Genomic DNA, 25,246 nt, shown 5'->3' with positions numbered 1-25,246 from the left:
CGGGCTGAGCGCGGGCCGCGCTCAGCCGGCCGGGGTCAGCAGGCAGCGCCCGACGAGCCCCACTCCGCCGTCCATACGCTGCGTGAACTCATCGGCCAGCTCCGGCAGTTCACGCAATCCCCAGAGCAGCAGGGCGGCGGACCAGGCGGCGTCGCGCGCCCGGTCCAGGCTCCATGAGCCGAGCAGATGAGTGAGCGGATCGGCGATCTCCAGGAGGTCGGGTCCCGGCATCAGATCCTCACGGATACGTTCCTCCAGTGCGACCAGCGTGTCGCCCACCCGGTCGAAGTCGGCCTCCAGATCGGTCGGCCGGCAGCCCAGCGCATGGCAGGTGTCGACGATGGCCAGCGCCAGATCGTGCCCGATGTGCGCGTTGATCCCGGCGAGCGCGAACTGCACGGGACGTACGCCCGGATGGTGCCGGTACTGCATCAACGGCCGCCAGCAGTCCGGTGGCCGCCGTCCCGCGACCGAGGCGTCGACGGCTGCCAGATACCGCTCGGCGAAGAGCACGTCGAGGGTGGCGGCGGCGCGGGCGTCGGGGAACACACCGCGGTCGATGCGCCGGTCGATCTCCTCGGTGACCGTCAGATAGACCCCGTTGAAGACCGCGAGGCCGTCGGACGGCGGCCAGTGGGAGTGGAATGCGCGCATCCGGGCGACGACGGTGTCCACCGAGGGCCGGGTGCGGTCGGTCTGAGCTGGGAAGTGCTCGATCTGCGTCATACGGGCAGCGTCCCAGCCCTAGGCTTTAGTCCGGTGCGGGCGGCGGGGTCTTCCCCAGAACGAGGGAACGAAAGGGCCGCCAATGCCGGAGGAATGGGGACTTAGGGGGATTTTCGCGGTGCCAGGCATGTGTGCGCAGCGTCGGGCGGAACGTATCGAGCGTCGGCGGACCAGGCGCCGGGGCGTCATGGTCGTGGTGGCCTCGGCGGTCGCCGCCGTCGGGACGGTCGCGGGGGGCGACTGAGATGCCGGCCCGCGCGCTGGAGACCGCGGGACTCATCGCGCGCACCCGGGACCCCGCCGGCACCCGCGCGGTCCGGCCGGAGCTCACCGCCCACGGCCGCGCGGTCGGCGTCACTCTCCTGGATCAGATAAATGGGCATATTGCCACGAATTGCGCGACGCTCGGTCAGTACGTGCGTGGTGCCCCTTTGTGGTAGCCAGGCTTCGTCAGTGAGGCGGAGGGATGTGCCGTGCCGCTATCGGTTGACCCAGTGGAACAACCGCGCTTCGCGCTGCGGGGCCGGATCGTCACGATGAACACGCGGCACAAGGTCTTGGAAGACGGCGTCCTCTACGTCAACGCGGGGGTCATCGACGCGGTACGGCCCGCCGGTGACCCGCCCCCGCAGGGCTACGAGAACACCCGGCTCACCGACAGCGGCGGCACGGTCTATCCCGGGCTGATAGAGCTGCACAACCACCTGCCGTACGACGTGCTCCAGCTCTGGCAGGTGCCTCAGCGGTACTCCAACCGCTCGCAATGGGGCGGCAGTCGCAACCCGGACTACCGCCGGCTCGTCACCGGCCCGATGACCGTCCTCGGTGAGGACCCCGACCTCATGCCGGCCGTCGTCCGCTACGTCGAGGCCAAGGCGCTGGTCAACGGCACCACCACCAGCCAGGGCATTGCCCTCTTCAGTAACATGGGCGCCCGCCGCATGTACCGCGGCGTCGTCCGCAATGTGGAGCAGACCGACGACGCGGCGCTGCCCGAGGCCGCCTCACGTATCGCCGACGTGGAGGCCGCCGACGCGCGCAGGTTCCTCACCCGCCTCCAGCAGCCCCACCGGCTTCTGCTCCACTTGGCCGAGGGCACCGACGCCGCGGCCCGCGCGCACTTCCAGGCGCTGGAGTTCGAGCCCGGTAAGTGGGCGATAACGGACAATCTCGTCGGCATTCACTGCACCGGCCTCACCGGCGCGGACTTCGGGATTCTCGCCGGACACGGCGGCTCGATGGTGTGGTCCCCGCTCTCCAACCTGCTGCTCTACGGGCAGACCGCGGACATCGCCGCCGCGAAGCGGACCGGCATGCTCATCGGGCTCGGCTCGGACTGGTCCATATCCGGCAGCAAAGGCCTGCTGGGAGAGCTCAAGGCCGCCCGCCTCGCCTCCGCCGCGGCGGGCGGCGTCTTCTCCGACCGCGATCTGGTCGCCATGGCCACCCGGGACGCGGCCGCCATCCTCCGGTGGGACCGCGCACTGGGCACCCTCCGGGCGGGAATGCGCGCCGACCTGCTGACGGTCAAGGGCACCGGCTCGGACCCGTACAGCGCCCTGGTCGACGCGAAGGACTCCGACATAGCCCTGGTGGTGATCGCGGGAACCGCCCGCTACGGCATCCGGCGCCTCATGAAACGCCTCGCCCCGGGCGCGCCGCTGGAGAACCCGGCAGGCGACGCACCCGGCGACCGCGTTCTCAACCTGAGCCAGACCACCGCCGACCCCATCGTCGCCGGTCTCACCCTCGCCGAAGCCACCGCACGGCTTCGGACAGCGTTGGCAGACCTCCCCGACCGTGCCGGACGGGAAGCCCGTACGGCCGGACGCGGGTTGCGGGCACGGGCCGACGGAACCCCCAACTGGTACCTCGCCCTGGACGAGATACATCCCACCGGTGCCGAACTCCGGCCCCGCCTGCCTCTGCACGCCAACGGCGGTACGACTCGCGCCGCACCCTCCGGACCCGTCATCAGTACCCGTGACACCTCGTCGGACGGCCTCGTCTCCCTCCCCCTCGACGACCTGACCGCCACCCGTGACCCCGCCTTCCTGGCGGCGCTCGCCGCCGAGGCCAACCTCCCCGACACCTATAGCGTCCAGCTCTCGCGCCTGCTGGCGTGAGGCACGCGAAGGATCCATTCAGCACAGGAAAGGATTGCCACCATGCCCCAGGGACTGTCCCTTCACATCGGGCTCAATGCGGTCGACCCCGGCAAGTACGAGGGCTGGAGCGGCGATCTGGTCGCCTGCGAACAGGACGCCAACGACATGGCCGCCCTGGCCGCGGCAAGCGGCTTCACCGTCCAGCCCCCTTTGCTCACCCGGGACGCCACCGCCGAAGCCGTCACCACCGCGCTCACCGACGCGGCGAGCCGGCTTCACGACGGCGACCAGCTGTTTCTCACCTACTCCGGACACGGCGGGCAGGTCCCCGACACCAACGGCGATGAGCCGGACCGCCGCGACGAAACCTGGGTGCTCTACGACCGGCAGCTGATCGACGACGAACTGTACGAGCTCTACAGCGCCTTCGAGCAGGGCGTCCGGATCGTCGTGCTCTCCGACAGCTGTCACAGCGGCTCGGTGGCGCGGCGGCTCCCCGACTTCCTCAGCGTGGCGGCCCTGGAGCAGCGATTCGGCACCAGCCGGCCGGAAGAGGTGGAGAAGCGCGTCCGTGCGCTGCCCCGGGACATCCAGGACCGTCTCTACCACCGGGACCAGAAGCTCTACGACGGCATCCAGGCGGCCCGGCCCGCGAAGGACGGCCGCGAGATCGGGGCCAGTGTGCTGCTGATCTCCGGCTGCCAGGACAACCAGACTTCCGCCGACGGAGAGGTCAACGGGCTCTTCACCGGCACGCTGCTCAACACGTGGAACGGCGGTGGGTTCCGCGGCAGTTACCGGGCGCTCCACCGCGCGATCGTCGCCGAAATGCCGCCGGACCAGACCCCCAACCTGTTCCTCACCGGCCTCTCGGACCCCGGCTTCACCCGGCGGCGGCCCTTCCGTATCTGACGACTGGCCCGCAGTGAGGACCGCCCCGTGCTTGTCACCCAACTCGCCCTGGTCTCCGAGACGGAGCTGATCACGCCCTCGCAGCTCAACCGGGTGGCCGCCGCACTCCAGAAGCAGGCCACCCGTGACTTCTGTCCGCTCTGGCAGATTCCCGCGACCGTGGACGCCTTCGACAAGCTCGACGACGTCCCGCTCGGATACTGGCCGATGATCGTGCGCGACGACATCGGCACGCCCGGCGCGGCCGGCGTCCACATGGACGACAACGGGCAGCCGTTCGCCCTGATCCAGTACAGCGACAGCTGGTCGCTGACCGCCAGCCACGAGATGCTGGAGATGCTCGGCGATCCCTGGGGAAATCGCCTGGTCGCGGGGAAGTCCCCGAAGCCGGACCAGGGGGTGGTCGAATTCCTGGTGGAAGTCGCCGACCCGTCGGAGGACGCCCAGTACGGGTACATGATCAACGGCCTGCTGGTCTCGGACTTCTTCACCCTCAATTTCTACGATCCGATTGTCGCGCCCGGCGTGCGCTACAGCTTTGGCGGCCATCTGGACGGCCCGCGCCGGATTCTGCCCGGCGGGTATGTGAGCTGGCGCGATCCGGTCAGCAACCATTGGTGGCAGCAGATCTGGTTCGGCACCGACCGGCCGGAATTCCGGGACCTGGGGCGGCTCACCGCCCACATCGGCAGCCTCCGTTCCGCCATCGATGCCAGGACCAGGACCGCACAGCGCATCGCCGCCGGCGGCCCGCGCTCCGAGCGGTTCTCCGAGGCCCGCGTGCTGACTGGCCAGGTCAAGGAATCCACCAGTGCCCGGGCCCAGGGGTGGCGGTCCCGGATCGCGAGTCTGCGTTCCGGCGACGTCACCGAAGGCGTCTGGGCCGAGGGCGCCCCGGACGGCTCAGACGTGGCGGAACCTTCCGGGGAATCGCCGGTGCCTGAGAGCCCGCGCGAAGCGGTGCACCGCCGCATGCGGGAGCTGGGCGTGCAGGAACAGGCCGGACGTATCCCGGACCACCCCGCCCCGCCCGACGGCAATGCGCCGGAGCGCTGATGCGGGCTCCGGGGCCGGACCCGGGTTGCGGTCGATTCTCCGCAGACCAATACTTGAGTGTGGCCTTTGTTTTGCGGTGGCGCGGGAGGCACTATGCAACCCAGGATCATTTACGTCCACGGCAACGGGAATAAAGTCCGTTCGGAACTGCTCAAGTCCCAGTGGGACAAGGCTCTTTTCGGCGGTGATATGGCCAACATCTCGCGTATGGCGTATTGGGCCCCGCTCCGGTACGAGGCTCCCTTGCCCGATTTTGAGCCCGATCCTCTGGACGGTGGGCCGGAGTCGTCCCGGGAGACGCCCGTCCCCGCTATGGTCGAATCGCCGGAGGAATTCGTGGCGAAGGAACTCGCCCAGGCGCGGCACGAGGCCACCGGCCCGGAGCCCGAGGGGGTGCCCGGCACCCGTACAGCGGCGGGCGCGGCGCTCGCCGGATGGCTCCGCGACATGACCTATCTCGCGGACACGCTCGCCGACGGCGAGGACTCCGAGCCCTGGGCAGATTCCTCGCTGGAGGCGCTGCCGCTGCCCCGGTCCGCCCGCAAGGCGGCGTTCCGACTGCTCGTCAAGTACACATTCAAGGACGTTTACGCCTACTTCTTCGGCGGTGCCGGGCAGGCGATCCGGGACGTGGTCAGAGAGGCGCTGGACGGATTGGACGGCGGTCCTGTCGTCGTGGTCGGCCACAGCCTCGGCTCCATCGTCGCCTACGAGGTGCTCAACGAGCAGCAGACGGAGGCCGAACTCTTCGTCACCGTAGGGTCGCCGCTGGCGATCACCGAGGTGCAGGACAACCTCGCGAAGCCGCTTACAGTTCCGCCCGGGGTGGCTGCCTGGCGCAATGCCTCGGATCTGCGGGACCTGGTGGCGCTCGACCATACGCTCCGGCCGGAGTACGCGCCGCCGGACCGCGTTACCGATCTCCTGGTGACCAATGGCAGCGGAAACCACCACGGCATCAGCGAATACCTGGGAAGTCCGCCGGTATCTGATCCGATCCGCCGACTGTTCGACCGGCGTACGGGGTAGGTGCGGCATGCCTCTGACCGAAACGGAATGGGACCTCGTCACTGAGTGGGTGCGGGAATACCTTCTCGATACCACCGACCCCCATACCCAGCTCGGCCAATTTGGATTCTCCCCGGAGTTCGTCGGCGGGCTGCCGCTGACCGCGATCAGCGCAGCGAACGCCCGCACTCTGGTGGAGGCTTCGAGGAAGAGCATTGAGCGGCAGCTGAAGCTGCTTGAGGTGGTGGCCACAAATGACGAGCTGTCCGTGCTGCCCACGGCCGAAAAGGCGGAGGAGTTCCGGACCAGGCTGAGTGAGGACCACCGCAAGCACGCCGCGCAGGATCATTACCGTACCTGCGTCCTCAAGAACGGAACCGAGGTCTTCATCGACCGCCAGGACCTGCGTGAAACGCTGCGTCTGTTCGCCCAGGACCCCGAGAAGAGCGTGCTGCTGGTCGACGGAGATCCGGACAGCGGCAGGTCGTACACGTACAACCTCATCCGCCACGTCGGGCAGCACTGCGGATTCCGTCCGGCGAGGGTCACATTGTCCCGTACGACCACCGCGGACAAGGTGATCCGGCGGCTGGCCGAATTCGTCGCGGATCCTCACGCGGGGATCTCCCCGGTGAACCCGACGCAACTGAACGACCTGCTGCCGTCGATCGACGATGCCGCGCACTGGGTGATCCGCAGAGCGACGGCCGCCGACGAGCGGTTCTGGCTGGTCCTGGACGAGTGCGACAAGCTCGACCCGAACTCCGATGTCTGGGACTGCATCGGGCAGTTGGCCCTGGCCATCTACGAGCACACCGCGGTGCGGGGGGACGGGTCGCCACGGCTGGTGCTCCTCGGCTATGGGCCGATGATGCGTCAACTGCCGTACGACCTGCGGGGAAATCTCTGCCGGGACACGGCACGCATCGCCGAAGCCGCCGATCTCCGCGCCTTCTTCGACCAGTACTTCCACGAGTCCCCGCTCCCCTCCCTCGCCAGGAGTCCGCTGGAGGAGTCGGGCATCGCCGAACTTGTGGACATGGCCGTCGACGACGTCCTGCGCACTGCGGAAGCCGACACCTCCGAGAGCGAGAGCTATATGCGGAAGATCTGCACAGCGGCGGAGGGGGCCATCCGTGCCTACCAATCCCTCTGAGATCCGCGAGGCGTTCGCCGCCCGGCTGCGGCAGGAACTGCGCGCACCCCAGACGCACCGGCACCAGGTGTCGGACGCCCGCCGGGCGTACCGCGAAGCCGCCTGCCTGCTGACCCAGTTCGATCCCACGCACCTGCGGCGGCCGGGTGAGGACCGGGCCGACGGCGGCGCGACCCTGGAACTGGTCGACGACTGCACGGCACTGGGCATGAAGGACAGATGCCTGTGGTCCCTCAAGCCCGCGGTGCGGGAGGCGGCGCTGCGCGGGCTGGCCGGTCCGCAGGCCGCCCGGATCGCCCTGGAGTCGAACCTCGGCCATTTCCCCGACGGCCCCGGACCGGAACGCACCGCGCTGGCCTTCCTCTCCGGCGCCCCGCAACCGCTGGAGACCCAGAACGTCCAGGAGCTGGGCGACACCCTGCAGGCGGTCCTGTGGCTGTCACAGGTCCCGCAGATGCAGGGGCTCCCGGATACCGAACGCGTGCAGCACACGCTGGAGCGGGCCAGGCTTCTGCAGCCGCTCGAACGCCTCGTACGGGGCCCCTTCCAGGGCCGTACCCGCGAACTGGACGAACTGCGCAGCTACGTCGGCGTGCCCCCGGCGTCGGCACGCACCCGCCTCAAGCAGGCGGGGCACAGGCTCAGGACAACCGCCGGCGGCACCCTGGAACCTCCGCTGGTGATCCATGGGCCGGGCGGAATCGGGAAGAGCACCCTGCTCGCCAAGTTCATCCTCGACAGCCTCCGCGCCCATGAACCGGACTTCCCCTTCGCCTACGTCGACTTCGAGCGGCCCACCCTCTCGATCCACGAACCGGTCACCCTGATCGCCGAGACCGCCCGGCAGCTCGGCATCCAGTACCCCCGATACCGCGCCGAGCTGGACGAGCTGGCGAACGAGTGCCAGCAGACGGCACGTACCCAGCGGGAGGAGCAGGGGCGGCTGGCCGAGCTGCAGCAACTTTCCACCACCCGGGCGACCTTGGGGCGCGGGGCCTCGCGGGAGTTCCAGCTGCTGGCCACCGGGCACGAGACCGGTCTCATCCGGCGGGTCGCCGAACTCGCCGTACGGGCGGTGGGGACACCGGCCGGGCAGGAGGGGCCGCCGCTGCTGATCGCCATCGACTCGTTCGAAGAGGCCCAATACCGCGGATCACCGGTGGTCGGCAGGATGTGGGCCATCTTCGTCGCGTTCCAGAAGGCCTATCCGCGGCTGCGGGTCGTCGTCTCCGGCCGCGCGCCCGTCGCGCATCCGGCGAGGGCGGCGACACCCCGCACCATCGAACTCCTCGACCTCGATCCGGAGGCGGCCGCAGGCCTCCTGGTCTCGTGCGGGGTCAAGGACCAGGAGGTGGCGCGGGAGCTGGCCGACCATGTCGGCGGCCATCCGCTCAGCCTGAAACTGGCGGCCAGGGCGGCCGTACTGGCCGGGAACGAAGCCGACACGATGGCCGAGCTGATCCGGAGCCTGCCCGCCCGGCGCCGGTACTTCTACCGGAAGGTCGACCAGATGCTCGTCCAGGGCATCCTGTACGACCGCATCCTCAACCACATCGCCAACGAAGAAGTACGCCGGCTCGCCCATCCGGGACTGGTGCTCCGGACCATTACCCCCGAGATCATCAAGGACGTACTCGCGGAGCCCTGCGGCCTGCGGGTGGACACCGTGGACGAGGCCGTGCGCCTCTTCGAAGAGCTCTCCCGCCTCGACCTGGTGGAGCCGGCCGGACCCTACGCCGTACGGCACCGCACCGACGTCCGCGCCATCATGCTGCGCCTCTCCGGGAGCGACCGGACGGCCGTCATGCGCACCATCGAACAACGCGCGGTGGAGTACTACGCGGCCAGGACCGGGCTGGAGGCGCGCGCCGAGGAGATCTACCACCGGCTGCGCCTGAACGAGAGCCCCCGTTCGGTGGAGGAGCGGTGGGAGACCGGCGTCGAACGACTCCTGGCTGGGGCGCAGTACGACATGACGCCCAGGGCGGCCGGTTTCCTCACCGCGCGTCTCGGCGGAGAGGCCCCGGAGCAGGTCATGGCCGACGCGGACCAGGAGGACTGGGAGCGCATCGCAGCCCGCGAGGCCGAGGACCTGCTCGCGCAGGGCTTCGCCGAGGAGGCGTCCGTCCGGATCCGGGAGCGGCTGCCCTGGACACCGTGCAGTCCCCTGCACTCGCTGCTGATCGAGACCCTGATCCGGACCGGTCAACCGAAAGAGGCGAGGCGGGCGGCGTCGGACGCCGTCGACCGGGCGGAGGACGCCGGATGCGCCGAGCAGCGGCTCGAACTGCTGCTGCTCTCCGCCCGCCTCGCGGAAGAGGACGGCGACCTGGAGAGCGCCGATCGCGAGCTCCGGGTCGCGGAAGGAGTCGCGGCCGGCCTCGGACAGGATCTCGAAGCGATGGGCGCACTGCTGGCCCGCGCCCGGCTGACGGCCGGCTCGGCGACGGGAGATGCCGAGGTCGACACCCAGCTCGCCCTGCGGCTGCGGCAGTTGCCCGACGCGACGCTGGTGGACCAGCCGGTGCTGGTACGCGCCGTCGCGGCGGAGGTCTACGAGCAGGACCCGGGGGCGCTCGACCACGCGCTGGAAGTCGTGGGGCTCCCCGGTGCCACCGACGGGGCTCTGGACGCCCTCGGAAGGGCGATCGATCGAGCGGTGTCCCGCCAGCCGAAGCTGCGTGGCGCCCTGAAGAAGATCATGGACAGTGCCGTCGGCACCCCCCTGCCGCAGACGTACGCCGTGTCGGCCGGGGTTGTGGCGGTACTGCGCGAAGCCCGCAACCGGGGCACCCTCGACCAGCTCGCGCGGCGGCTGCTCGTCCTGCGCGACGAGAGCGGGGAGATCGTGGCCGGTGTCGCGGAGGCCATGCGCGCGGGCACGGCCGGGACGCCTTGCGACCCAACCGAAAGGAACGGCCCCGACCGGCCTGGTGAGCCATGAACGCGTATCTCTCGTCGGAAGAGGTGGTCCAACTCCGCGACGCCGCTCTGGAGGCCGGGTTCGCCGATCCCTCGGTCCGGCCGCTGCTGTTCGACGGCATCATGCTCAAGTACCGGGGCACGCTGCCGCTCGTCGCGGCCCCCGGCCGTCAGGTGCACTCGGACCTGAATGAGATGAACCGTGTGGAGCGGCTGATCGACGGCTCCGTGCCGCTGGAGATCTGGCTGCGCAATGCGGTCGTCCAGACCACCGAGGCCGGACCGCTCGCCGCCTTCCAGCGCGCCCTGGACGATGTGGCTCGGGCCGCCGGCGGTGAGCCGGACATCATGACCGACATGCCCGCCGGGGAGATCAAAGAAGAGATCATCCACCGCGACGACACGGTGCCCTTCGAATTCCTCCGCGGCGGCGACCTGGCAGGAAGGGCGGTCGCCCGCGTCAAGGTTCCCCCCTACCAGGCAGGCACGCCGCTCCAGCCGAACGGCTTCCCCCACTCGGGGACGGGCTGGCTCATCGCCCCGACGCTGCTCGTCACCAACCATCACGTAGTGAACGCCCGGTCCCGAAACGGCGCGCAGCGGCCGCAGGCCGAGCCCGCGGACCTGCAACTGCAGGTGCAGCACTCCCGGTCCCGGTTCGACTACGACGCCGACGAGGTGGAGACCGACGAGAGCACCGCCACCGGCCTCGTCGCCTGGGACGAGGAGCTCGACTACGCGATCCTGCGGCTCACCACCGAGCCGTCCCGGCCCGTGCTGCGCGTCTCCACCCAGCCGCTGACCGTGGCCAAGGGCGAGTACGTGGCGGTCAACATCGTCCAGCACCCCGGCGGTCAGCCGAAGCGCGTCGCCCTGCGCAACAACCTTGTCTACGAGGCGAACGACCGCGACGTGCACTACTTCACCGACACCAGGGGCGGATCCTCCGGCTCGCCCGTCTGCACCGACGACTGGAAGGTGGTCGCGCTCCACCGGGGGACGCGGCGCGTGGAGGACGTGAACTTCCAGGGCCGGAGCACGGCCTTCGTCAATGTCGGCACCCAGCTGAGCACCATCATGCGCCACCTCGAAGAACACAGCGGGGAGGTGCATGCCGAAATCCAGGCGGCGCAGGCGAGTTGACGGAGCGTTGAAGGAGCACAGCGAGGCACAGGAGGCGTGACATGCGGAACAAGTCACCGGTGGCAACCGGTCCGGAGGAGGTATTCGGCGACCTGCGCGAGGTCGCCCGACGCGTACGTGCGGGTCTGCTGGAGGAACTCGCCGAGTCGTCGGAAGAACTCCCCCCGGACAGGGCGCCCGCCGGGCAGATCGCACACTTCGCCCAGCTGGAGCGGGCCCGGGTGCTGACGGCGGGCGTCAGCGGGCTGGAGAAGCTCGCCGACGGGCGTGCGGACGAGATCAGTGACGACGAGTACTTCGGGGTGGAGGCCATCGTCCTCCTCGAAGGCAGGCCGGCCATCCTGATCCAGGGCCGCGATTTCGCCTCGCAGCAGGGCGACTGGTCGGTGCTTGACGGTCACCGGGCCGCCATCCGCGACTCGATCGCCCGCGTCGGCCGGGTGGAGGTGTCGGGGCACACCGATCTGGACTGGCTGGGCACCGCCTTCCTTGTCAGCCCCGACGTGGTGATGACGAACCGGCATGTCGCCGTGGAATTCGCCCGCGCCGACGGCGTCGGCTGGACCTTCCAGCACGGCATGAGCGCCCGCGTCGACCTGGCTGAGGAGTTCGGCGGCACGCCGGGCGACGGCTCGCTCGCATACGGCATCACCGAGGTGATCGGGATCCACCAGGACGTCGACATGGCGCTGCTCCGCGTCGACCCGTCCTCCGACGGCGGGGCTCTGCCGCTCCCGCTGGCCGTGGCGGCCGAGCCGCCCGCCGAGGTGGCCGGGCGACCGGTGTACGTGGTGGGCTATCCCGCGTGGGACGGCCGCCGCAATGAACCGGAGTCGATGCGCAGGATCTTCATGGACGTGTACAACGTGAAGCGTCTCCAGCCCGGCACCACGACAGAGCTCGTCCCTGAGCAGTTCACCGTGAAACACGACTGCTCCACCCTGGGCGGAAACAGCGGCTCCCCGGTATTCGACCTCACCGACCACCGCGTCCTCGGCCTGCACTTCGGCGGCCGCTACGGCAGCGGCAACTACGCCGTCCCGCTCTGGCAGCTGGTGGACGACCCGCTGCTGCGCCGCGCCGGGGTCAACTTCGTCTGAACGGCCCTGGACCTGCGCCTAGCGCTTGGAGGGGGTCTCTTCGTCAGAGTCTGCGTCGTACGTCGACGTGCCCGAGTCCAGCAGCGGCTCCTGCTCCTTGAGATGGGCAGGGGCCAGCGCCCGAAGCACGTGATAGCCCGTGATGACCACGATCGTGCCGAGCGCGATGCCACTGAGCTCGAAGTTGTCGGAGAGCTTCAGGCCGACCCCGCCGACGCCGATGATTATGCCCGCAGCCGCAGGCACCAGATTCAGCGGATTGCGCATGTCGACCTTCGCGTTGATCCAGATCTGGGCGCCGAGCAGGCCGATCATGCCGTACAGAATGACCGTGATCCCGCCGAGGACACCGCCGGGAATCGCCGCCACGACCGCGCCGAACTTGGGGCAGAGCCCGAAGAGCAGCGCGAACCCGGCCGCCGCCCAGTATGCGGCGGTCGAGTAGACGCGCGTCGCGGCCATCACCCCGATGTTCTCGGAGTACGTCGTGTTGGGCGGCCCGCCGACCGCCGTGGACAGCATGGACGCGGCGCCGTCGGCCGCGATCGCGGTGCCGAGCTGGTCGTCGAGCGACTCGCCGGTCATCTCACCGACGGCCTTGACGTGCCCGGCGTTCTCCGCGACGAGCGCGATGACGACCGGCAGGGCGACGAGGATCGCCGACCATTCGAAGCTCGGGCCGTGGAAGGACGGGAGCCCGATCCAGTCGGCGTTGCCGACCGCGGAGAGGTCGAGGCGCCAGTGGTCGACGGCCTCGGCGCCGCCCGTGGGGGAGTGGATCCTGCCGAAGATCCGGTCGAAGACCCAGGAGATCGCGTACCCGAAGAGCAGACCGAGGAAGATCGCGATACGCGAGAAGAAACCGCGCAGGCACACCACGGCCAGTCCGGTGAAGAGCATCACCAGCAGCGCCGTCCACTGGTCCTGCGGCCAGTACGTCGACGCGGTGACCGGCGCCAGATTGAAGCCGATCAGCATGACGACCGAGCCGGTGACCACCGGCGGCATCGCCGCGTGGATGATCCCGGCGCCGAATCGCTGCACCACCAGACCCACGAGGAAGAGCACGGCGCCGACCACGAGGACCGCGCCGGTGATGGTGGCGCTGTCACCGCCCGAGGCCCGGATCGTGGCGGCGACGCCGACGAAGGAGAGCGAACAGCCCAGATAGCTGGGCACCTTGCCGCGGGTGGCGAGCAGAAAGATGACGGTGGCGACACCGGACATCATGATGGCCAGATTGGGATCCAGGCCCATGAGTACCGGCGCGACGAACGACGCCCCGAACATCGCCACCACGTGCTGGGCGCCGAGCCCGGCCGTGCGCGGCCAGGTCAGCCGTTCGTCGGGGCGTACGACGGCGCCGGGGGCGGGGGTCCGCCCGTCGCCGTGCAGGGTCCAGCGCACCCCGAGCTTCATGGTGGCTCCCGTACAGAATCGGTCGGAAAGACTCGGAAAATGATCAGCGTCATGCTAAGGCCGAAAACAGTCCCTCACTCGCCGTGCCGCTGAGAGCTCACCGAGGATCCCGTGGCGCGGTCGGCTCACGGCCGCAGGTCGGGAACCGGCTCTGCCGCCACTTCGGTCCGCACGCTTCCGCGGCCGGCCGAGCGCAGCACACCCGCACCCACCACCAGGCCGAAGGCCAGCACCGTCACCAGACCGAAGGAAACCACCAGCGAGGTCGCGTCGGCGACCGCGCCGATCGCCGACGGGGCGATCAGCCCGGAGGTGTAGGTGATGGTCGCGACGCCCGCGATGGCCTGGCTCGGGTTGGGCCCGCTGCGGCCGGCCGCAGCGAAGGCCAGCGGGACGACCACCGCGACGCCAAGCCCGACGAGCCCGAATCCGGCCAGCGCGACCGCCGGATGGGGCGCCACCACGACGAGGGCGCCGCCGATGGTCGCCGTGACACCGCCGACCCGGACCGTGCGTACCGGACCGAACCGGTCGACCACCGCGTCCCCGGCGAACCGCGCCACGGCCATGGTCAGCGCGAAGGCGGTGGTCGACGCGGCCGCGAGCCCCGGCGAGGTCTCCAGCACGTCCCGCAGATAGACCGCCGACCAGTCCAGGCTGGCGCCCTCCGCGAAGACCGCGCAGAAGCCGATCGCGCCAATGGCCAGCGCCGACTTGGGCGGCAGCGCGAAGCGCGGCGGAGCCACCTCGTCGGGGGCGCTGCACAGGTCGAGTACGCGCTGACAGGCGACCAGGCCGAGCGCCGTGAGGACGACCGCCGCGAGCGTGTGGTGCAGCCGGGCGTCGCTGCCCAGGTGGGCGGCGACCGTCCCGGCGGCAGAACCGATCAGGGCGCCCGCGCTCCACATGCCGTGCAGCCCCGACATGATCGACCGGTCGAGCCGGTTCTCCACCTCGATGCCCAGGGCGTTCATCGCCACGTCCGACATGCCCGCCGTCGCGCCGTACACGAACAGAACGGCGCACAGCGTGAGCAGATTGGGCGCGAGGGCGGGCAGGACCAGTGCGAGGGTCCACAGGGTGAGCAGCCCGCGCAGCGCGGTGCGGGCCCCGAAGCGGTGGCTGATCGCGCCGGCCAGGGGCATCGCCACCGACGCGCCGATGGCGGGGAAGGCGAGCGCGAGGCCCAGCTGTCCCGCGCCGACCGACGCGTGGTCCGCGATCCATGGAATGCGGGTGGCGAAGCTGCCCGTTACGGCGCCGTGCACACAGAAGACCGCGGCCACGGCGATCCGTGCCTGCCGCAACTGCTGCTGACTGAAGACCTTCTCGCCTGCCATACGTCCGCGCCCTCCCTGATCCCTGTTCCGCCCGGCCCGTCCAGCGTGCCGCCGTAAACTATCAGGAACCCTGCCTGATAAATAGGTGGAACAAGTCTGAGAGGATCCGTCGCATGCCCGCATCTCCGAGCACCGCCCGGGCCATCAACGACCGGTCCGCCCTTCGACTGCTCCAGGACGAGGGGCCGCTGACGGCAGGACAGCTGAAGAAGCTCACCGGACTGTCCCGCCCCAGCGTCGCCGACCTGGTGGAGCGGCTTCAGAGCTCCGGCCTCATCACGGTCGTGGGCGAGGCGGGTGCGCAGCGGCGCGGGCCCAACGCCCGGCTGTACGGGATCGTCGCCGACCGGGCGCATCTCGCCGCGCTCGACGTCAGGACCCGAGGTGTCACCGTCGTCGTCGCGGATCTGCTCGGCACGACCCTCGCCGAGGCGACCCTGCCGATCGACGAGGACGCCACCGGCACAGGGCCCGCCGTGGAGCAGGCCGTCGCGCTGCTCGAACGCACCGCCCGCAGGGCCGGCGCGGAACGACTGCACAGCGTCGGCATCGGCGCACCGGGCCTGATCGACCCCGCCACCGGCGAGCTGCGCGACACCAGCGGTCTGCCCGCCTGGCACCGCAGGCTGGTCGCCGCCCTGCAGGAGCGTCTCCCCGCCAAGGTGCTCGTGGAGAACGAGACCAACCTCGCGGCCGTGGCGGAGCAGCGCCTCGGCGCGGCCCGTGACCGCGACACCTTCGTACTGCTCTGGCTCGGCCACGGGGTGGGCGCCGCCCTCTTCCTGGACGGCAGGCTCCGCCGCGGGGCCTCCGGCGGGGCGGGCGAGATCGGCTTCCTGCCGGTGCCCGGCGCCGTGGGGCTGCCCTCGGCCACCGGCTGCGACGGCGGCTTCCACTCCCTGGTGTCGGGCGCCGCCGTCGCCGAACTCGCCGCGCGGCACGGCATCGGGACGGACGGCGGAACCTCGGCGGCGGCCGGTGTGCGGGCCGCCCTGGCGGCGGGCCCGCGCGGCGATCCCCTCCTCGACACCCTCGCCGAGCGCCTCGCGATCGGGGCGGCGGCCGTCACCGCGGTTCTCGACCCCGGCTGCGTGCTGCTGGGCGGTGAGATCGGTCACGCGGGAGGCGCGGCGCTGGCCGAGCGGGTGGCCGACCGGCTGGCCGGGCTCTCGCCGCTGCGCACGGAGGTGCGGGCGGGGGAGCTGGGGGACGGAGCGGTGCTGCGCGGGGCGCTGCTGACGGCCAGGGACGCGGCCCAGGACGACGTGTTCGCCCCCGGGGCCGGGTGACCCGCCCGGTAGTCCCGGGACCCGACGGCGGCAAGGGCCGTGTCTCCGCCGCCGGGTGCCGGTTGTGGGGGCCACCGTGCATCGAGTGCCCGCGGGCGCCCACTACTCGTTAGTACCCGGCCCTCCGCTGCCCTCACACCGCAGGGCCCCCGTGTGAGCCAGGCCACAGGCGGTTCATGTATGGCCGACGATCAGGCGTGGCAGACTGGCCGTGTACCAGTAGCAGCGCACTCCGGGGTCGGTGTAATTCCGAACCGGCGGTTATAGTCCGCGACCCGGTCACCTCCAGTGACCGGTTGAACAGGTGAAATTCCTGTACCGACGGTGAAAGTCCGGATGGGAGGCAGTGCGCGGCGGGCCCTCACAGGTCTTCGGTACGCCGCTGTCGGCGTTTCGTCCCACGGGCGATCCGTACCTCCGGCCTCGGCGTTGCCGTCTCCGACCAGTGGTGTTCCCGTTCTTCTGTCGTCATTGACAGGCCCCGGAGTCCGTGCCCCGTAAAGGCAGGAGGACCCGGTGGCCACCCAAGCCGCAGCCGATGAACAGGCCATGCGCCGAGCCATTTCGCTCGCCGCCCGCGGGCTCGGCTTCACCAGTCCCAACCCGGTCGTCGGGTGCGTCATCCTCGACGCCTCGGGGCAGCTCGCGGGCGAAGGCTTCCACCAGCGGGCCGGCGGCCCGCACGCCGAGGTTCACGCCCTGCGGGCAGCGGGTGAGCGGGCCCGGGGCGGTACGGCGTACGTCACCCTCGAACCCTGCAACCACACCGGCCGCACCGGCCCCTGCACCCAGGCCCTGATCGCCGCCGGAGTCACCCGCGTCCTGTACGCCGTCGGTGACCCGAACCCGCAGGCCACCGGCGGCGGCGACACCCTGCGCGCGGCCGGCGTCGAGGCCCAGGAGGGCCTGCTCGCCGCCGAGGCCGAGGCCGGCAACGCCGCCTGGCTCACCTCCGTACGGCGCGGGCGGCCGCACGTGCGGTGGAAGTACGCCGCCACGCTGGACGGCCGGATCGCGGCCGCCGACGCCACCAGCCGCTGGATCAGCTCCGCCGAGTCCCGCGCCGACGTCCACCGGCTGCGCGCCGAGGCCGACGCGGTCGTCGTCGGCTCCGGCACCATGCGCGCCGACGACCCGCACCTGGCCGTCCGCGGTATCGAGGGCGCGACCCAGCCGCTGCGCGTCGTCGTCGACACCTCCGCCACCGCCGTCAAGCCCGGTGCCCGCGTCCTGGACGACGCGGCGCCCACGCTGATCGCGGTGGCCGAAGACGCCGACACGCGGCAGCTGCCGGACACCGAAGTGCTGCGGCTGCCGCGCACCGCGACCGGCCTTGACATCCCCGCGCTGCTCGCCGCCCTGCACGCCCGCGGTGTCGTCTCCGTGCTGCTCGAAGGCGGCCCGACGCTCGCCGGAGCCTTCGTCGCGGCGGGCGCGGTCGACACCGTCACCGGTTATATCGCCCCGGTTCTGCTCGGCGCGGGCCCCGCCGCCCTCGGCGACGCCGGAATCACCACCCTCACCGAAGCGTTGCGGCTCGATGTGACCGAGACCGTCCGCATCGGCCCCGACCTGCGCATTACCGCCACACCGACTACTGCCACACCGAAGGAGCGCTGAGCGTGTTCACCGGAATCGTCGAAGAACTGGGTGAGATCACCGCTGTCGAGAACCTCGGCGACGCCTCCCGCTTCCGCCTGCGCGGCCCCGTCGTCACCGAAGACGCGAAGCACGGCGACTCCATCGCCGTCAACGGTGTCTGTCTCACCGTCGTCGACTTCGGGGACGGCGAATTCACCGCCGACGTGATGGCCGAAACGCTGAAGCGCTCCAGCCTCGGCGCGCTCGACGTCGGCTCGCGCGTCAACCTGGAGCGCCCCATGGCGCTCGGCGGACGCCTCGGCGGACACCTCGTCCAGGGCCATGTGGACGGCACCGGCTCGATCGTCGGCCGCGAGCCCTCCGAGCACTGGGAAATCGTCAAGATCTCGCTCCCCGCGGACCTCTCCCGCTATGTGGTGGAGAAGGGCTCGATCACCGTCGACGGCGTGAGCCTCACCGTCGTCGACGCGGGAATCGACTACTTCACCATCAGCCTCATCCCCACGACTCTCGCCCTCACCACGCTCGGCATCAAGCAGGCCGGCGACCCGGTCAACCTCGAAGTGGACGTACTCGCCAAGTACGTCGAGCGGCTGCTCGGCGCGGACCGGAAGGAGACCGTGAAGTGAGCGCCGTGTCCTGGCTCAACAGCGAGGCCTTCACGGCCTTCGGACAGCACATCATGTGGTCCGACATGATCGGCAACACCATCGGCCTGATCGCCCTCGCGCTCGGCTGGCGCCGCTCCATATGGACCTGGCCCGCCCAGTTCCTGTCCGGCGTCATCCTGGTCGCCGCGTACTCATCGGCGAACCTCAGCGGCGGCGTCGGCAAGCAACTGCTGGTCATCGGCGTCGCCCTGTGGGGCTGGCGGATGTGGCAGCGCGGCAGCCAGCAGGCCCAGGACGGGTCGATCGCCGTCCGCTTCGCCACCTGGCGCGAGCGCGGTCAGCTGCTGGCCGCGGCGGTCGTCGGCACCCTCGCCGTCGGCGGGCTCTTCACCCTGTACCCGTCGCTGTCCTGGAGCCCCTGGGCCGACGCGTACATCTTCGTCGGCACGCTCGTCGCGATGGTCGCCCAGGCCCGCGGCCTGGTCGAGTTCTGGTTCGCCTGGCTGCTGGTCGACCTCGTCGGCGTACCGCTCGCCTTCAACAGCGGACTGGCCTTCTCCGGATTCGTGTACGTCGTCTACCTCGCCCTTGTCCTCTGGGGTGCCTACGACTGGTGGCATCGCTCGCGTGCGAGCGTGCGGCCCGCCCTGGAAGGAGCTGCAGCATGACCACTGCCCTGCCCACCTGGTACAGCACCGACAACGTCGAGGACCTCGCTCTCGACCCGGTCGCGCGCGCGATCCGCGACATCGCGGCGGGCCGTCCCGTCGTCGTGGTGGACGACGAGAACCGCGAGAACGAGGGCGACCTCGTCATCGCGGCCGAGAAGGCCACCCCCGAGATCGTCGCCTTCATGATGAGCGAGTGCCGCGGCCTGATCTGCGCCCCGATGGAGGGCGACGAGCTGGAGCGGCTCGACCTCCCGCAGATGGTGGAGAACAACACCGAGTCGATGCGTACGGCGTTCACCGTCTCCGTCGACGCGAGCCCCGCGCACGGTGTGACCACCGGCATCTCCGCCGCCGACCGCGCCACCACGCTGCGGCTGCTGGCGGGCGGCGGGAGTGTCGCGGGTGACTTCGTCCGCCCTGGCCATGTCTTCCCGCTGCGCGCCAAGCCCGGCGGCGTACTCGTCCGCAACGGCCACACCGAGGCCGCCGTGGACCTGGCCAGGCTCGCGGGCCTGCGCCCGGCCGGCGCGATCGTGGAGATCGCCGGTGAGGACGGGGTGATGCTGCGGCTTCCCGAGCTGATCCCGTTCGCCCGCAAGCACGGCCTGACGATCATCTCGATCGAGGACCTGATCGCGTACCGCCGCACCTCGGACCCCACAGTCCGCCGCGAGGCCACGGTCCATCTCCCCACCGCCTTCGGGGAGTTCACCGGGTACGGCTACCGCTCCACCGTCGACGGCGTCGAGCATGTCGCCCTCGTCCACGGCGAGGTCGGCGACGGCGAGGACGTCCTGGTCCGGGTCCACTCCGAGTGCCTGACCGGCGACATCTTCCGCTCGCAGCGCTGCGACTGCGGCCCCCAGCTGGAGGCGTCGATGCAGCGCATCACCGAGGCGGGCCGCGGCATCGTGGTCTATCTGCGCGGCCACGAGGGGCGCGGCATCGGGCTGCTGTCCAAGCTGCGCGCGTACGAACTCCAGGAGCTCGGCCGCGACACCCTGGACGCCAATCTCGAACTGGGGCTGCCCGCCGACGCCCGCGACTACGCGGCGGGCGCCCAGATCCTGGAGGATCTCGGCGTGCACAGCCTCAGGCTGATGACCAACAACCCGGACAAGACCGCGGCGCTCGTACGACACGGGCTCAAGGTCACCCAGCGCGAGCCCATGCCGATCCAGGCGAGCGAGCACAATCTGCGGTATCTGCGGACCAAGCGGGACCGGATGGGGCACGACCTGCCCTGGCTGGACCCCGCCGCGTCCACCTGCGGAAACCAGTAAGCACCACCGGCATGAACATCATGAGTGAGCACGAGCACCGAGGAGAGCTGTGAGCGGCAAGGGCGCACCCGTACTGAGCGTGAAGAACTGCGGAGACCTGCGGGTGGCAGTGATCGCGGCCCTGTGGCACGAGAAGGTCATGGACGGCCTCGTCGACGGCGCCCTGCGCGCCCTGCACGAGCTGGGCATCGACGAGCCGACCGTCCTGCGCGTCCCCGGCAGCTTCGAGCTGCCGGTCGTCGCCAAGGTCCTCGCGGGCCGGGGATATGACGCGATCGTCGCACTGGGCGTCGTCATCCGCGGTGGAACCCCGCACTTCGAGTACGTGTGCCAGGGCGTCACCATGGGCCTGACCCAGGTCTCGGTCGACACCGGGGTTCCCATCGGATTCGGCGTACTGACCTGCGACACCGAGCAGCAGGCGCTGGACCGCGCCGGAATCGAAGGATCGACCGAGGACAAGGGCCACGAGGCCGTGACCGCCGCAGTCGCCACCGCGGCCACGCTGCGCACCGTCGCCGAACCCTGGCGCTGAGTCGCCGTACCCCACCCCGTACTCTAGGACCATCATGGCGAACAAAACCTTCGAAGAGCTCTTCACCGAGCTCCAGCTCAAGGCCGCCAACGGCGACCCCTCCACCTCGCGTACCGCCGAACTGCTGGGCAAGGGTGTGCATGCGATCGGCAAGAAGGTCGTAGAGGAGGCCGCCGAGGTCTGGATGGCCGCCGAGTACGAGGGCAAGGAAGCCGCCGCCGAGGAGATCTCGCAGCTGCTGTACCACGTCCAGGTGATGATGGTCGCCCGCGGAATCTCCCTCGACGACGTCTACGCCCATCTCTGAGCCCGTACGCCGGTTCCGTTCCCTCCGTCTGTAGAACTCCCTCCGCACCGAAGGACCTGACCTCATGCTGCGCATCGCCATTCCCAACAAGGGCTCCCTCTCCGGACCTGCGTCGGAGATGCTCCATGAGGCCGGCTACCAGCAGCGCAAGGAGTCGAAGGAGCTCGTCCTCGTCGACCCCGAGAACGAGGTCGAGTTCTTCTACCTGCGGCCGCGTGACATCGCGATCTATGTGAGCTCCGGCAAGCTCGACATCGGCATCACCGGACGCGACCTGCTCCTCGACTCCGGGGCCAGCGCCGAAGAGATCCTCCAGCTCGGCTTCGCCCGCTCGACCTTCAGGTACGCCACCCGGCCGGGCACCGCCCAGGGCGTCAAGGACTTCGGCGGCATGACGGTCGCCACCTCCTACGAGGGCATCGTCGCCAAGCACCTCGCCGACAATGGCATCGACGCCGCCGTCGTGCACCTCGACGGTGCGGTCGAGACCGCCATCGAGCTCGGGGTCGCCCAGGTCATCGCGGACGTCGTGGAGACCGGCACCAGCCTGCGCAACGCGGGCCTCGAAGTGATCGGCGAGCCGATCATGAAGTCGGAGGCGGTCGTGATCCGCCGCACCGGCGCCCCCGCCGACGACGCCAAGGTGCAGCAGTTCCTGCGCCGCCTCCAAGGCGTCCTGGTGGCCCGCAGCTACGTGATGATGGACTACGACTGCCGCGCCGAGCACCTCGAAGCGGCCGTCGCCCTCACCCCGGGCCTGGAGTCGCCGACCATCTCGCCGCTGCACAACGAGGGCTGGGTCGCGGTCCGTTCGATGGTCCCCGCCAGGGACTCCCAGCGCGTCATGGACGACCTCTACGAGATCGGCGCCCGCGCCATCCTCACCACGGCCATCCACGCCTGCCGTCTCTGACCGCATTACGCCCCGGCGCCCCCGCTCCACCCCGCCCGAAGGAATCCGGCACCGTGTCACAGCCCGAACTCCCCGTACTGCCGGTCACGTTCCGGCCGACCCGTACAAGGGCGGTCCTGCTGACCGTCGGGGCGGCGATGTTCGCCGTCATCACGGCGATCGCCCTGCTCCTGGAGACCCTGTCGCCGGGGGAGCGGGTCAGCTTCATCTTCACCGCGCTGCTGTTCTTCGGCGTCATGCTGCTGCTGAGCCGCCCCAAGGTCGTCGCGGACGAGGCCGGGGTCACGGTCGTCAACCTCACCACCAGGCGCCGACTGGAGTGGGCCGAGATCGTCCGCGTCAACCTGCGTCCCGGCGACGCCTGGGTCTTCCTCGACCTGAGCGACGGCACCAGCCTGCCGGCCCTCGGCATCCAGCCCGGCATCGCCAAGGAGCAGGCCATCCGCGACGCCCGCGCCCTGCGCGCCCTCGCGGAATTCCACGGCTCCGGCACACACACGCCCTAGCCCCGGCCCCGCTCGGCCCACTCTTGATTACCCTGTTGACTGTGGCGCCGAGAGCGCCCCGCCCCGCACCGAACGGCCGCACCTGGGCCGCGGGGCACCTGCGACCCAAGGAGTGACTCCCTCCAGCAATGGACGGATCGTCCGGTAGTACCTGCGCCGCCCCCTCTTCGGAGCCGGCGGCATGACCATCCCGCTAGTGCTGCTCGCCGCAGCCTTCCTCCTCATCCTCGCCAACGGGTTCTTCGTGGCCGCCGAATTCGGCCTCGTCACCGTGGAGCGGCCGGACGCCGAGCGCGCCGCGGCGGCGGGTGACCGGCGGGCCCGTACCGTCGTCACCGCGCTGCGCGAGCTGTCCTTCCAGCTCTCCGGCACCCAACTCGGCATCACGATCACCTCCCTGGTGGTCGGCATGCTCGCCGAGCCCGCGCTCGCCCACCTCCTCGCAGGCCCCTTCACCGCCATCGGCGTCCCCGACGGCGCCGTCTCCGGTATCTCCGTCGTGGTCGGCATGCTGCTCGCCTCCGCCGTCCAGATGGTGATCGGCGAGCTCGTACCGAAGAACTGGGCGATCTCCAGGCCCCTGCAGGTCGCGCGATTCGTCGCCGGTCCGCAGTACCTGTTCTCGACCGTATTCCGGCCGGTGATCTCCCTCCTCAACTCGGTCGCCAACCGCGTCGTGCGGATGCTGGGCGTCGAGCCCACCGACGAGCTGGCATCCGCCCGGACCCCGGGTGAACTCGTCTCGCTCGCCCGCCACTCGGCGCTGGCCGGCACGCTGGAGCAGGACACCGCCGATCTGTTCGTACGGTCCCTCTCGCTCGGCGGGCTCACCGCGCAGCACATCATGACGCCGCGGGTGAAGGTCAGCGCCCTGCAGTCCTCCGCGACCGCGGCGGACGTCCTCAACCTCACCCGGGCCACCGGCCTGTCCCGCTTCCCCGTCTACCGGGAGCGCATCGACGAGATCGTGGGCATGGTCCACCTCAAGGACGCGCTCGCCGTGCCGGTGGCCGAGCGGCTGCGGACCTCGGTGTACCGGGTCGCCGTCCCGCCGCTCCTGGTGCCCGAGACCCTGCCGGTTCAGCAGCTGCTCGACCGGCTGCGCAGCGAGCAGCCGATCGCCGTCGTCGTCGACGAGTACGGCGGCACCGCAGGGGTCGTCACCCTGGAGGACATCGTCGAGGAGCTCGTCGGAGAGGTCAGGGACGAGCACGACGACGAGGGCGCCGAGCGTCCTGAGCTCGCCGCGGTGCACACCGAGGACGGCCAGGCCGCCTGGGAGGCCGAAGGCAGCTGCCGGGTCGACGGCCTGCGGTGCATCGGCCTCGAAGTGCCCGAGGGCCCGTACGAGACTGTGGCCGGTCTGGTCGCCGATCTGCTGGGGCGCATCCCCGCCCCCGGAGACCGGGCCGAACTGCCCGGCTGGCGCCTGTGCGTGCGGCAGGTGGACCGCCACCGCGCCGAGCGGGTGCGTCTGGTCCGTACGGCGCAGGTCCCGGAGGCCGTGCGATGAGCGTGTTGCACCTGCTGTTCGCCCTGCTGCTCGTCCTGGCGAACGGGTTCTTCGTCGGGGCCGAGTTCGCGCTGATCTCCGTACGCCGCAGCCAGATCGAACCGCTCGCAGCCGGCGGCTCCGCCCGCGCCAGGAAGGTCCTGCACGGCCTGGAGCACCTGCCGCAGATGATGGCGGCGGCCCAGTTCGGCATCACGATCTGCTCGCTGACTCTCGGCGCGGTGGCGGAGCCGACCGTCGCGCATCTGCTGGAGCCCGTCTTCCACGCGGTGCACCTGCCCGAAGGCCTGATCCATCCACTCGGATTCATGATCGCGCTCGCCGTGGTCGTGTTCCTGCACCTTGTCATCGGCGAGATGGTCCCCAAGAACCTCGCCCTGGCCGCCCCCGAGAAGACCGCGCTGTGGCTCAGCCCCGGACTGGTCGGCTTCGCACGGCTGTGCCGCCCGGTGACAACCGGGCTCGGCGCCTGTGCGCGTCTTGTGCTGCGGCTGTTCCGCGTCGAGCCCAGGGACGAGGTCGGGTCGGTCTTCACCAGCGAGCAGCTGAACCGCCTCGTCGAGGACTCGGGGCAGGCCGGACTGCTGGAGCCGGGGGAGCAGGAACGCCTGGAGGACGCGCTGGAACTGGGCAGCCTCCCGGTTACCGACGTCCTGCTCGACCGCGCCTCGTTGATCACTGTGGACGCCTCGGTCACACCCCGCGAGATCGAGGAGCTCACGGTCAGGACCGGGTACTCGCGCTTCCCGGTGTGCGCCGACGGCGGTGCCTTCATGGGCTACCTGCACGTCAAGGACGTACTGGACCTGGAGGAGACCGAGCGGGCCGTGCCCCAGCAGATCTGGCGTCCGATGGCCGTCCTCAGCGCCGAACTGCCGCTGGACGACGCCCTGACCGTGATGCGCCGCGCCGCGACGCATCTGGCGCAGGTCGCGGACGGGGCGGGACGGGTGCTCGGGCTTGTCGCGCTGGAGGACGTCCTGGAGATGCTGGTGGGCGAGGTACGCGATCCCGCCCACCGGGTGGCGGTGCCCCGGCTGCCCCGGGACGCCACCCCGGCAGTCGGGAACGCCGCCGACCAGGTGGCCCTGGTCGGGTGACGTACGGGTGGTGTGCGTGCCCCGGC

22 protein-coding genes and 1 riboswitch are annotated in these 25,246 nt (G+C 70.5%); of the genes, 19 read left to right on the top strand and 3 right to left on the bottom strand.

What is annotated here, in order from left to right:
• Window positions 1-21 precede the first annotated feature (21 nt).
• The gene (locus ABCR94_RS19855; protein ID WP_347120855.1) at window positions 22-726 is read right to left on the bottom strand and encodes a DUF5995 family protein; all 705 of its coding nucleotides are present in this window, start codon (window positions 724-726) and stop codon (window positions 22-24) included.
• A 494-nt stretch (window positions 727-1,220) separates the two neighbouring features.
• On the opposite strand from ABCR94_RS19855, the gene ABCR94_RS19845 reads away from it, so the two are divergent.
• The 8 genes from ABCR94_RS19845 to ABCR94_RS19810 all read left to right on the top strand — a co-directional run bounded on the left by ABCR94_RS19845 (window position 1,221) and on the right by ABCR94_RS19810 (window position 12,131).
• Window positions 1,221-2,852, top strand: a complete 1,632-nt coding sequence (locus ABCR94_RS19845; protein WP_347120853.1) for an amidohydrolase family protein — start codon at window positions 1,221-1,223, stop codon at window positions 2,850-2,852.
• Window positions 2,853-2,894: 42 nt separating this feature from the next.
• A complete protein-coding gene (locus ABCR94_RS19840) occupies window positions 2,895-3,746 on the top strand; it encodes a caspase family protein (RefSeq protein WP_347120851.1) in 852 nt (283 codons plus the stop codon).
• A 27-nt stretch (window positions 3,747-3,773) separates the two neighbouring features.
• Window positions 3,774-4,802 (top strand): hypothetical protein, encoded by a 1,029-nt coding sequence (locus tag ABCR94_RS19835; protein ID WP_347120849.1) that lies wholly within the window; start codon window positions 3,774-3,776, stop codon window positions 4,800-4,802.
• Window positions 4,803-5,045: 243 nt separating this feature from the next.
• Window positions 5,046-5,831, top strand: coding sequence for an alpha/beta fold hydrolase (locus ABCR94_RS19830; protein WP_347120848.1), 786 nt, complete (start codon window positions 5,046-5,048; stop codon window positions 5,829-5,831).
• A 7-nt stretch (window positions 5,832-5,838) separates the two neighbouring features.
• Complete coding sequence (locus ABCR94_RS19825) at window positions 5,839-6,966, top strand: hypothetical protein (protein WP_347120847.1); 1,128 nt, start codon at window positions 5,839-5,841, stop codon at window positions 6,964-6,966.
• The gene (locus ABCR94_RS19820; protein ID WP_347120845.1) at window positions 6,947-9,910 is read left to right on the top strand and encodes a P-loop domain-containing protein; all 2,964 of its coding nucleotides are present in this window, start codon (window positions 6,947-6,949) and stop codon (window positions 9,908-9,910) included. Before ABCR94_RS19825 ends, ABCR94_RS19820 begins: the two co-directional genes overlap by 20 nt.
• On the top strand, window positions 9,907-11,031 hold the full coding sequence (locus tag ABCR94_RS19815) for a trypsin-like peptidase domain-containing protein (protein ID WP_347120844.1): 1,125 nt from the start codon (window positions 9,907-9,909) through the stop codon (window positions 11,029-11,031). The genes ABCR94_RS19820 and ABCR94_RS19815 overlap by 4 nt, the downstream gene beginning before the upstream one ends.
• A 41-nt stretch (window positions 11,032-11,072) precedes the next feature.
• Window positions 11,073-12,131, top strand: coding sequence for a trypsin-like serine peptidase (locus ABCR94_RS19810; RefSeq protein ID WP_347120842.1), 1,059 nt, complete (start codon window positions 11,073-11,075; stop codon window positions 12,129-12,131).
• Between the two features lie 18 nt (window positions 12,132-12,149).
• Here ABCR94_RS19810 and ABCR94_RS19805 read toward each other — a convergent pair whose 3' ends face one another.
• The gene (locus ABCR94_RS19805) at window positions 12,150-13,550 is read right to left on the bottom strand and encodes a uracil-xanthine permease family protein (protein ID WP_347120840.1); all 1,401 of its coding nucleotides are present in this window, start codon (window positions 13,548-13,550) and stop codon (window positions 12,150-12,152) included.
• Between the two features lie 125 nt (window positions 13,551-13,675).
• Entirely contained in the window at window positions 13,676-14,890 is a 1,215-nt protein-coding gene (locus ABCR94_RS19800; protein ID WP_347120839.1) for an MFS transporter, read from the bottom strand.
• Window positions 14,891-15,003: 113 nt separating this feature from the next.
• Here ABCR94_RS19800 and ABCR94_RS19795 point away from each other — a divergent pair, with 113 nt between their 5' ends.
• From ABCR94_RS19795 to ABCR94_RS19745, 11 genes are all read left to right on the top strand, one after another.
• The gene (locus ABCR94_RS19795; protein WP_347120837.1) at window positions 15,004-16,179 is read left to right on the top strand and encodes an ROK family transcriptional regulator; all 1,176 of its coding nucleotides are present in this window, start codon (window positions 15,004-15,006) and stop codon (window positions 16,177-16,179) included.
• Between the two features lie 223 nt (window positions 16,180-16,402).
• A riboswitch (FMN riboswitch) is annotated at window positions 16,403-16,533 on the top strand.
• Window positions 16,534-16,728: 195 nt separating this feature from the next.
• Window positions 16,729-17,799 carry a bifunctional diaminohydroxyphosphoribosylaminopyrimidine deaminase/5-amino-6-(5-phosphoribosylamino)uracil reductase RibD gene (ribD, locus tag ABCR94_RS19790; RefSeq protein ID WP_347121360.1) on the top strand — a complete coding sequence of 357 codons (1,071 nt, stop codon included), beginning with the start codon at window positions 16,729-16,731 and terminating at the stop codon, window positions 17,797-17,799.
• Window positions 17,800-17,801: 2 nt separating this feature from the next.
• A complete protein-coding gene (locus tag ABCR94_RS19785) occupies window positions 17,802-18,410 on the top strand; it encodes a riboflavin synthase (RefSeq protein WP_347120836.1) in 609 nt (202 codons plus the stop codon).
• Entirely contained in the window at window positions 18,407-19,060 is a 654-nt protein-coding gene (locus ABCR94_RS19780; protein WP_347120834.1) for a nicotinamide mononucleotide transporter family protein, read from the top strand. Before ABCR94_RS19785 ends, ABCR94_RS19780 begins: the two co-directional genes overlap by 4 nt.
• Window positions 19,057-20,346, top strand: a complete 1,290-nt coding sequence (locus ABCR94_RS19775; protein WP_347120833.1) for a bifunctional 3,4-dihydroxy-2-butanone-4-phosphate synthase/GTP cyclohydrolase II — start codon at window positions 19,057-19,059, stop codon at window positions 20,344-20,346. Before ABCR94_RS19780 ends, ABCR94_RS19775 begins: the two co-directional genes overlap by 4 nt.
• A 49-nt stretch (window positions 20,347-20,395) precedes the next feature.
• Entirely contained in the window at window positions 20,396-20,881 is a 486-nt protein-coding gene (gene ribH, locus ABCR94_RS19770) for a 6,7-dimethyl-8-ribityllumazine synthase (RefSeq protein ID WP_347120831.1), read from the top strand.
• Window positions 20,882-20,915: 34 nt separating this feature from the next.
• Window positions 20,916-21,188: a phosphoribosyl-ATP diphosphatase gene (locus tag ABCR94_RS19765; protein WP_347120829.1), complete on the top strand. Its 273-nt coding sequence runs from the start codon at window positions 20,916-20,918 to the stop codon at window positions 21,186-21,188.
• 64 nt (window positions 21,189-21,252) lie between these two features.
• A complete protein-coding gene (hisG, locus tag ABCR94_RS19760; RefSeq protein ID WP_347120827.1) occupies window positions 21,253-22,101 on the top strand; it encodes an ATP phosphoribosyltransferase in 849 nt (282 codons plus the stop codon).
• 53 nt (window positions 22,102-22,154) lie between these two features.
• A complete protein-coding gene (locus ABCR94_RS19755) occupies window positions 22,155-22,607 on the top strand; it encodes a PH domain-containing protein (protein WP_347120826.1) in 453 nt (150 codons plus the stop codon).
• Between the two features lie 181 nt (window positions 22,608-22,788).
• Window positions 22,789-24,120, top strand: a complete 1,332-nt coding sequence (locus ABCR94_RS19750; protein WP_347120824.1) for a hemolysin family protein — start codon at window positions 22,789-22,791, stop codon at window positions 24,118-24,120.
• A complete protein-coding gene (locus ABCR94_RS19745) occupies window positions 24,117-25,220 on the top strand; it encodes a hemolysin family protein (RefSeq protein WP_347120823.1) in 1,104 nt (367 codons plus the stop codon). Before ABCR94_RS19750 ends, ABCR94_RS19745 begins: the two co-directional genes overlap by 4 nt.
• Window positions 25,221-25,246 lie beyond the last annotated feature (26 nt).

It is taken from the genome of Streptomyces changchenzhani, from assembly GCF_039766235.1.
Lineage (GTDB): Bacteria > Actinomycetota > Actinomycetes > Streptomycetales > Streptomycetaceae > Streptomyces.
Note: the sequence above shows the minus strand (reverse complement) of the source record. Positions and strands in the feature narration are given on the sequence as shown.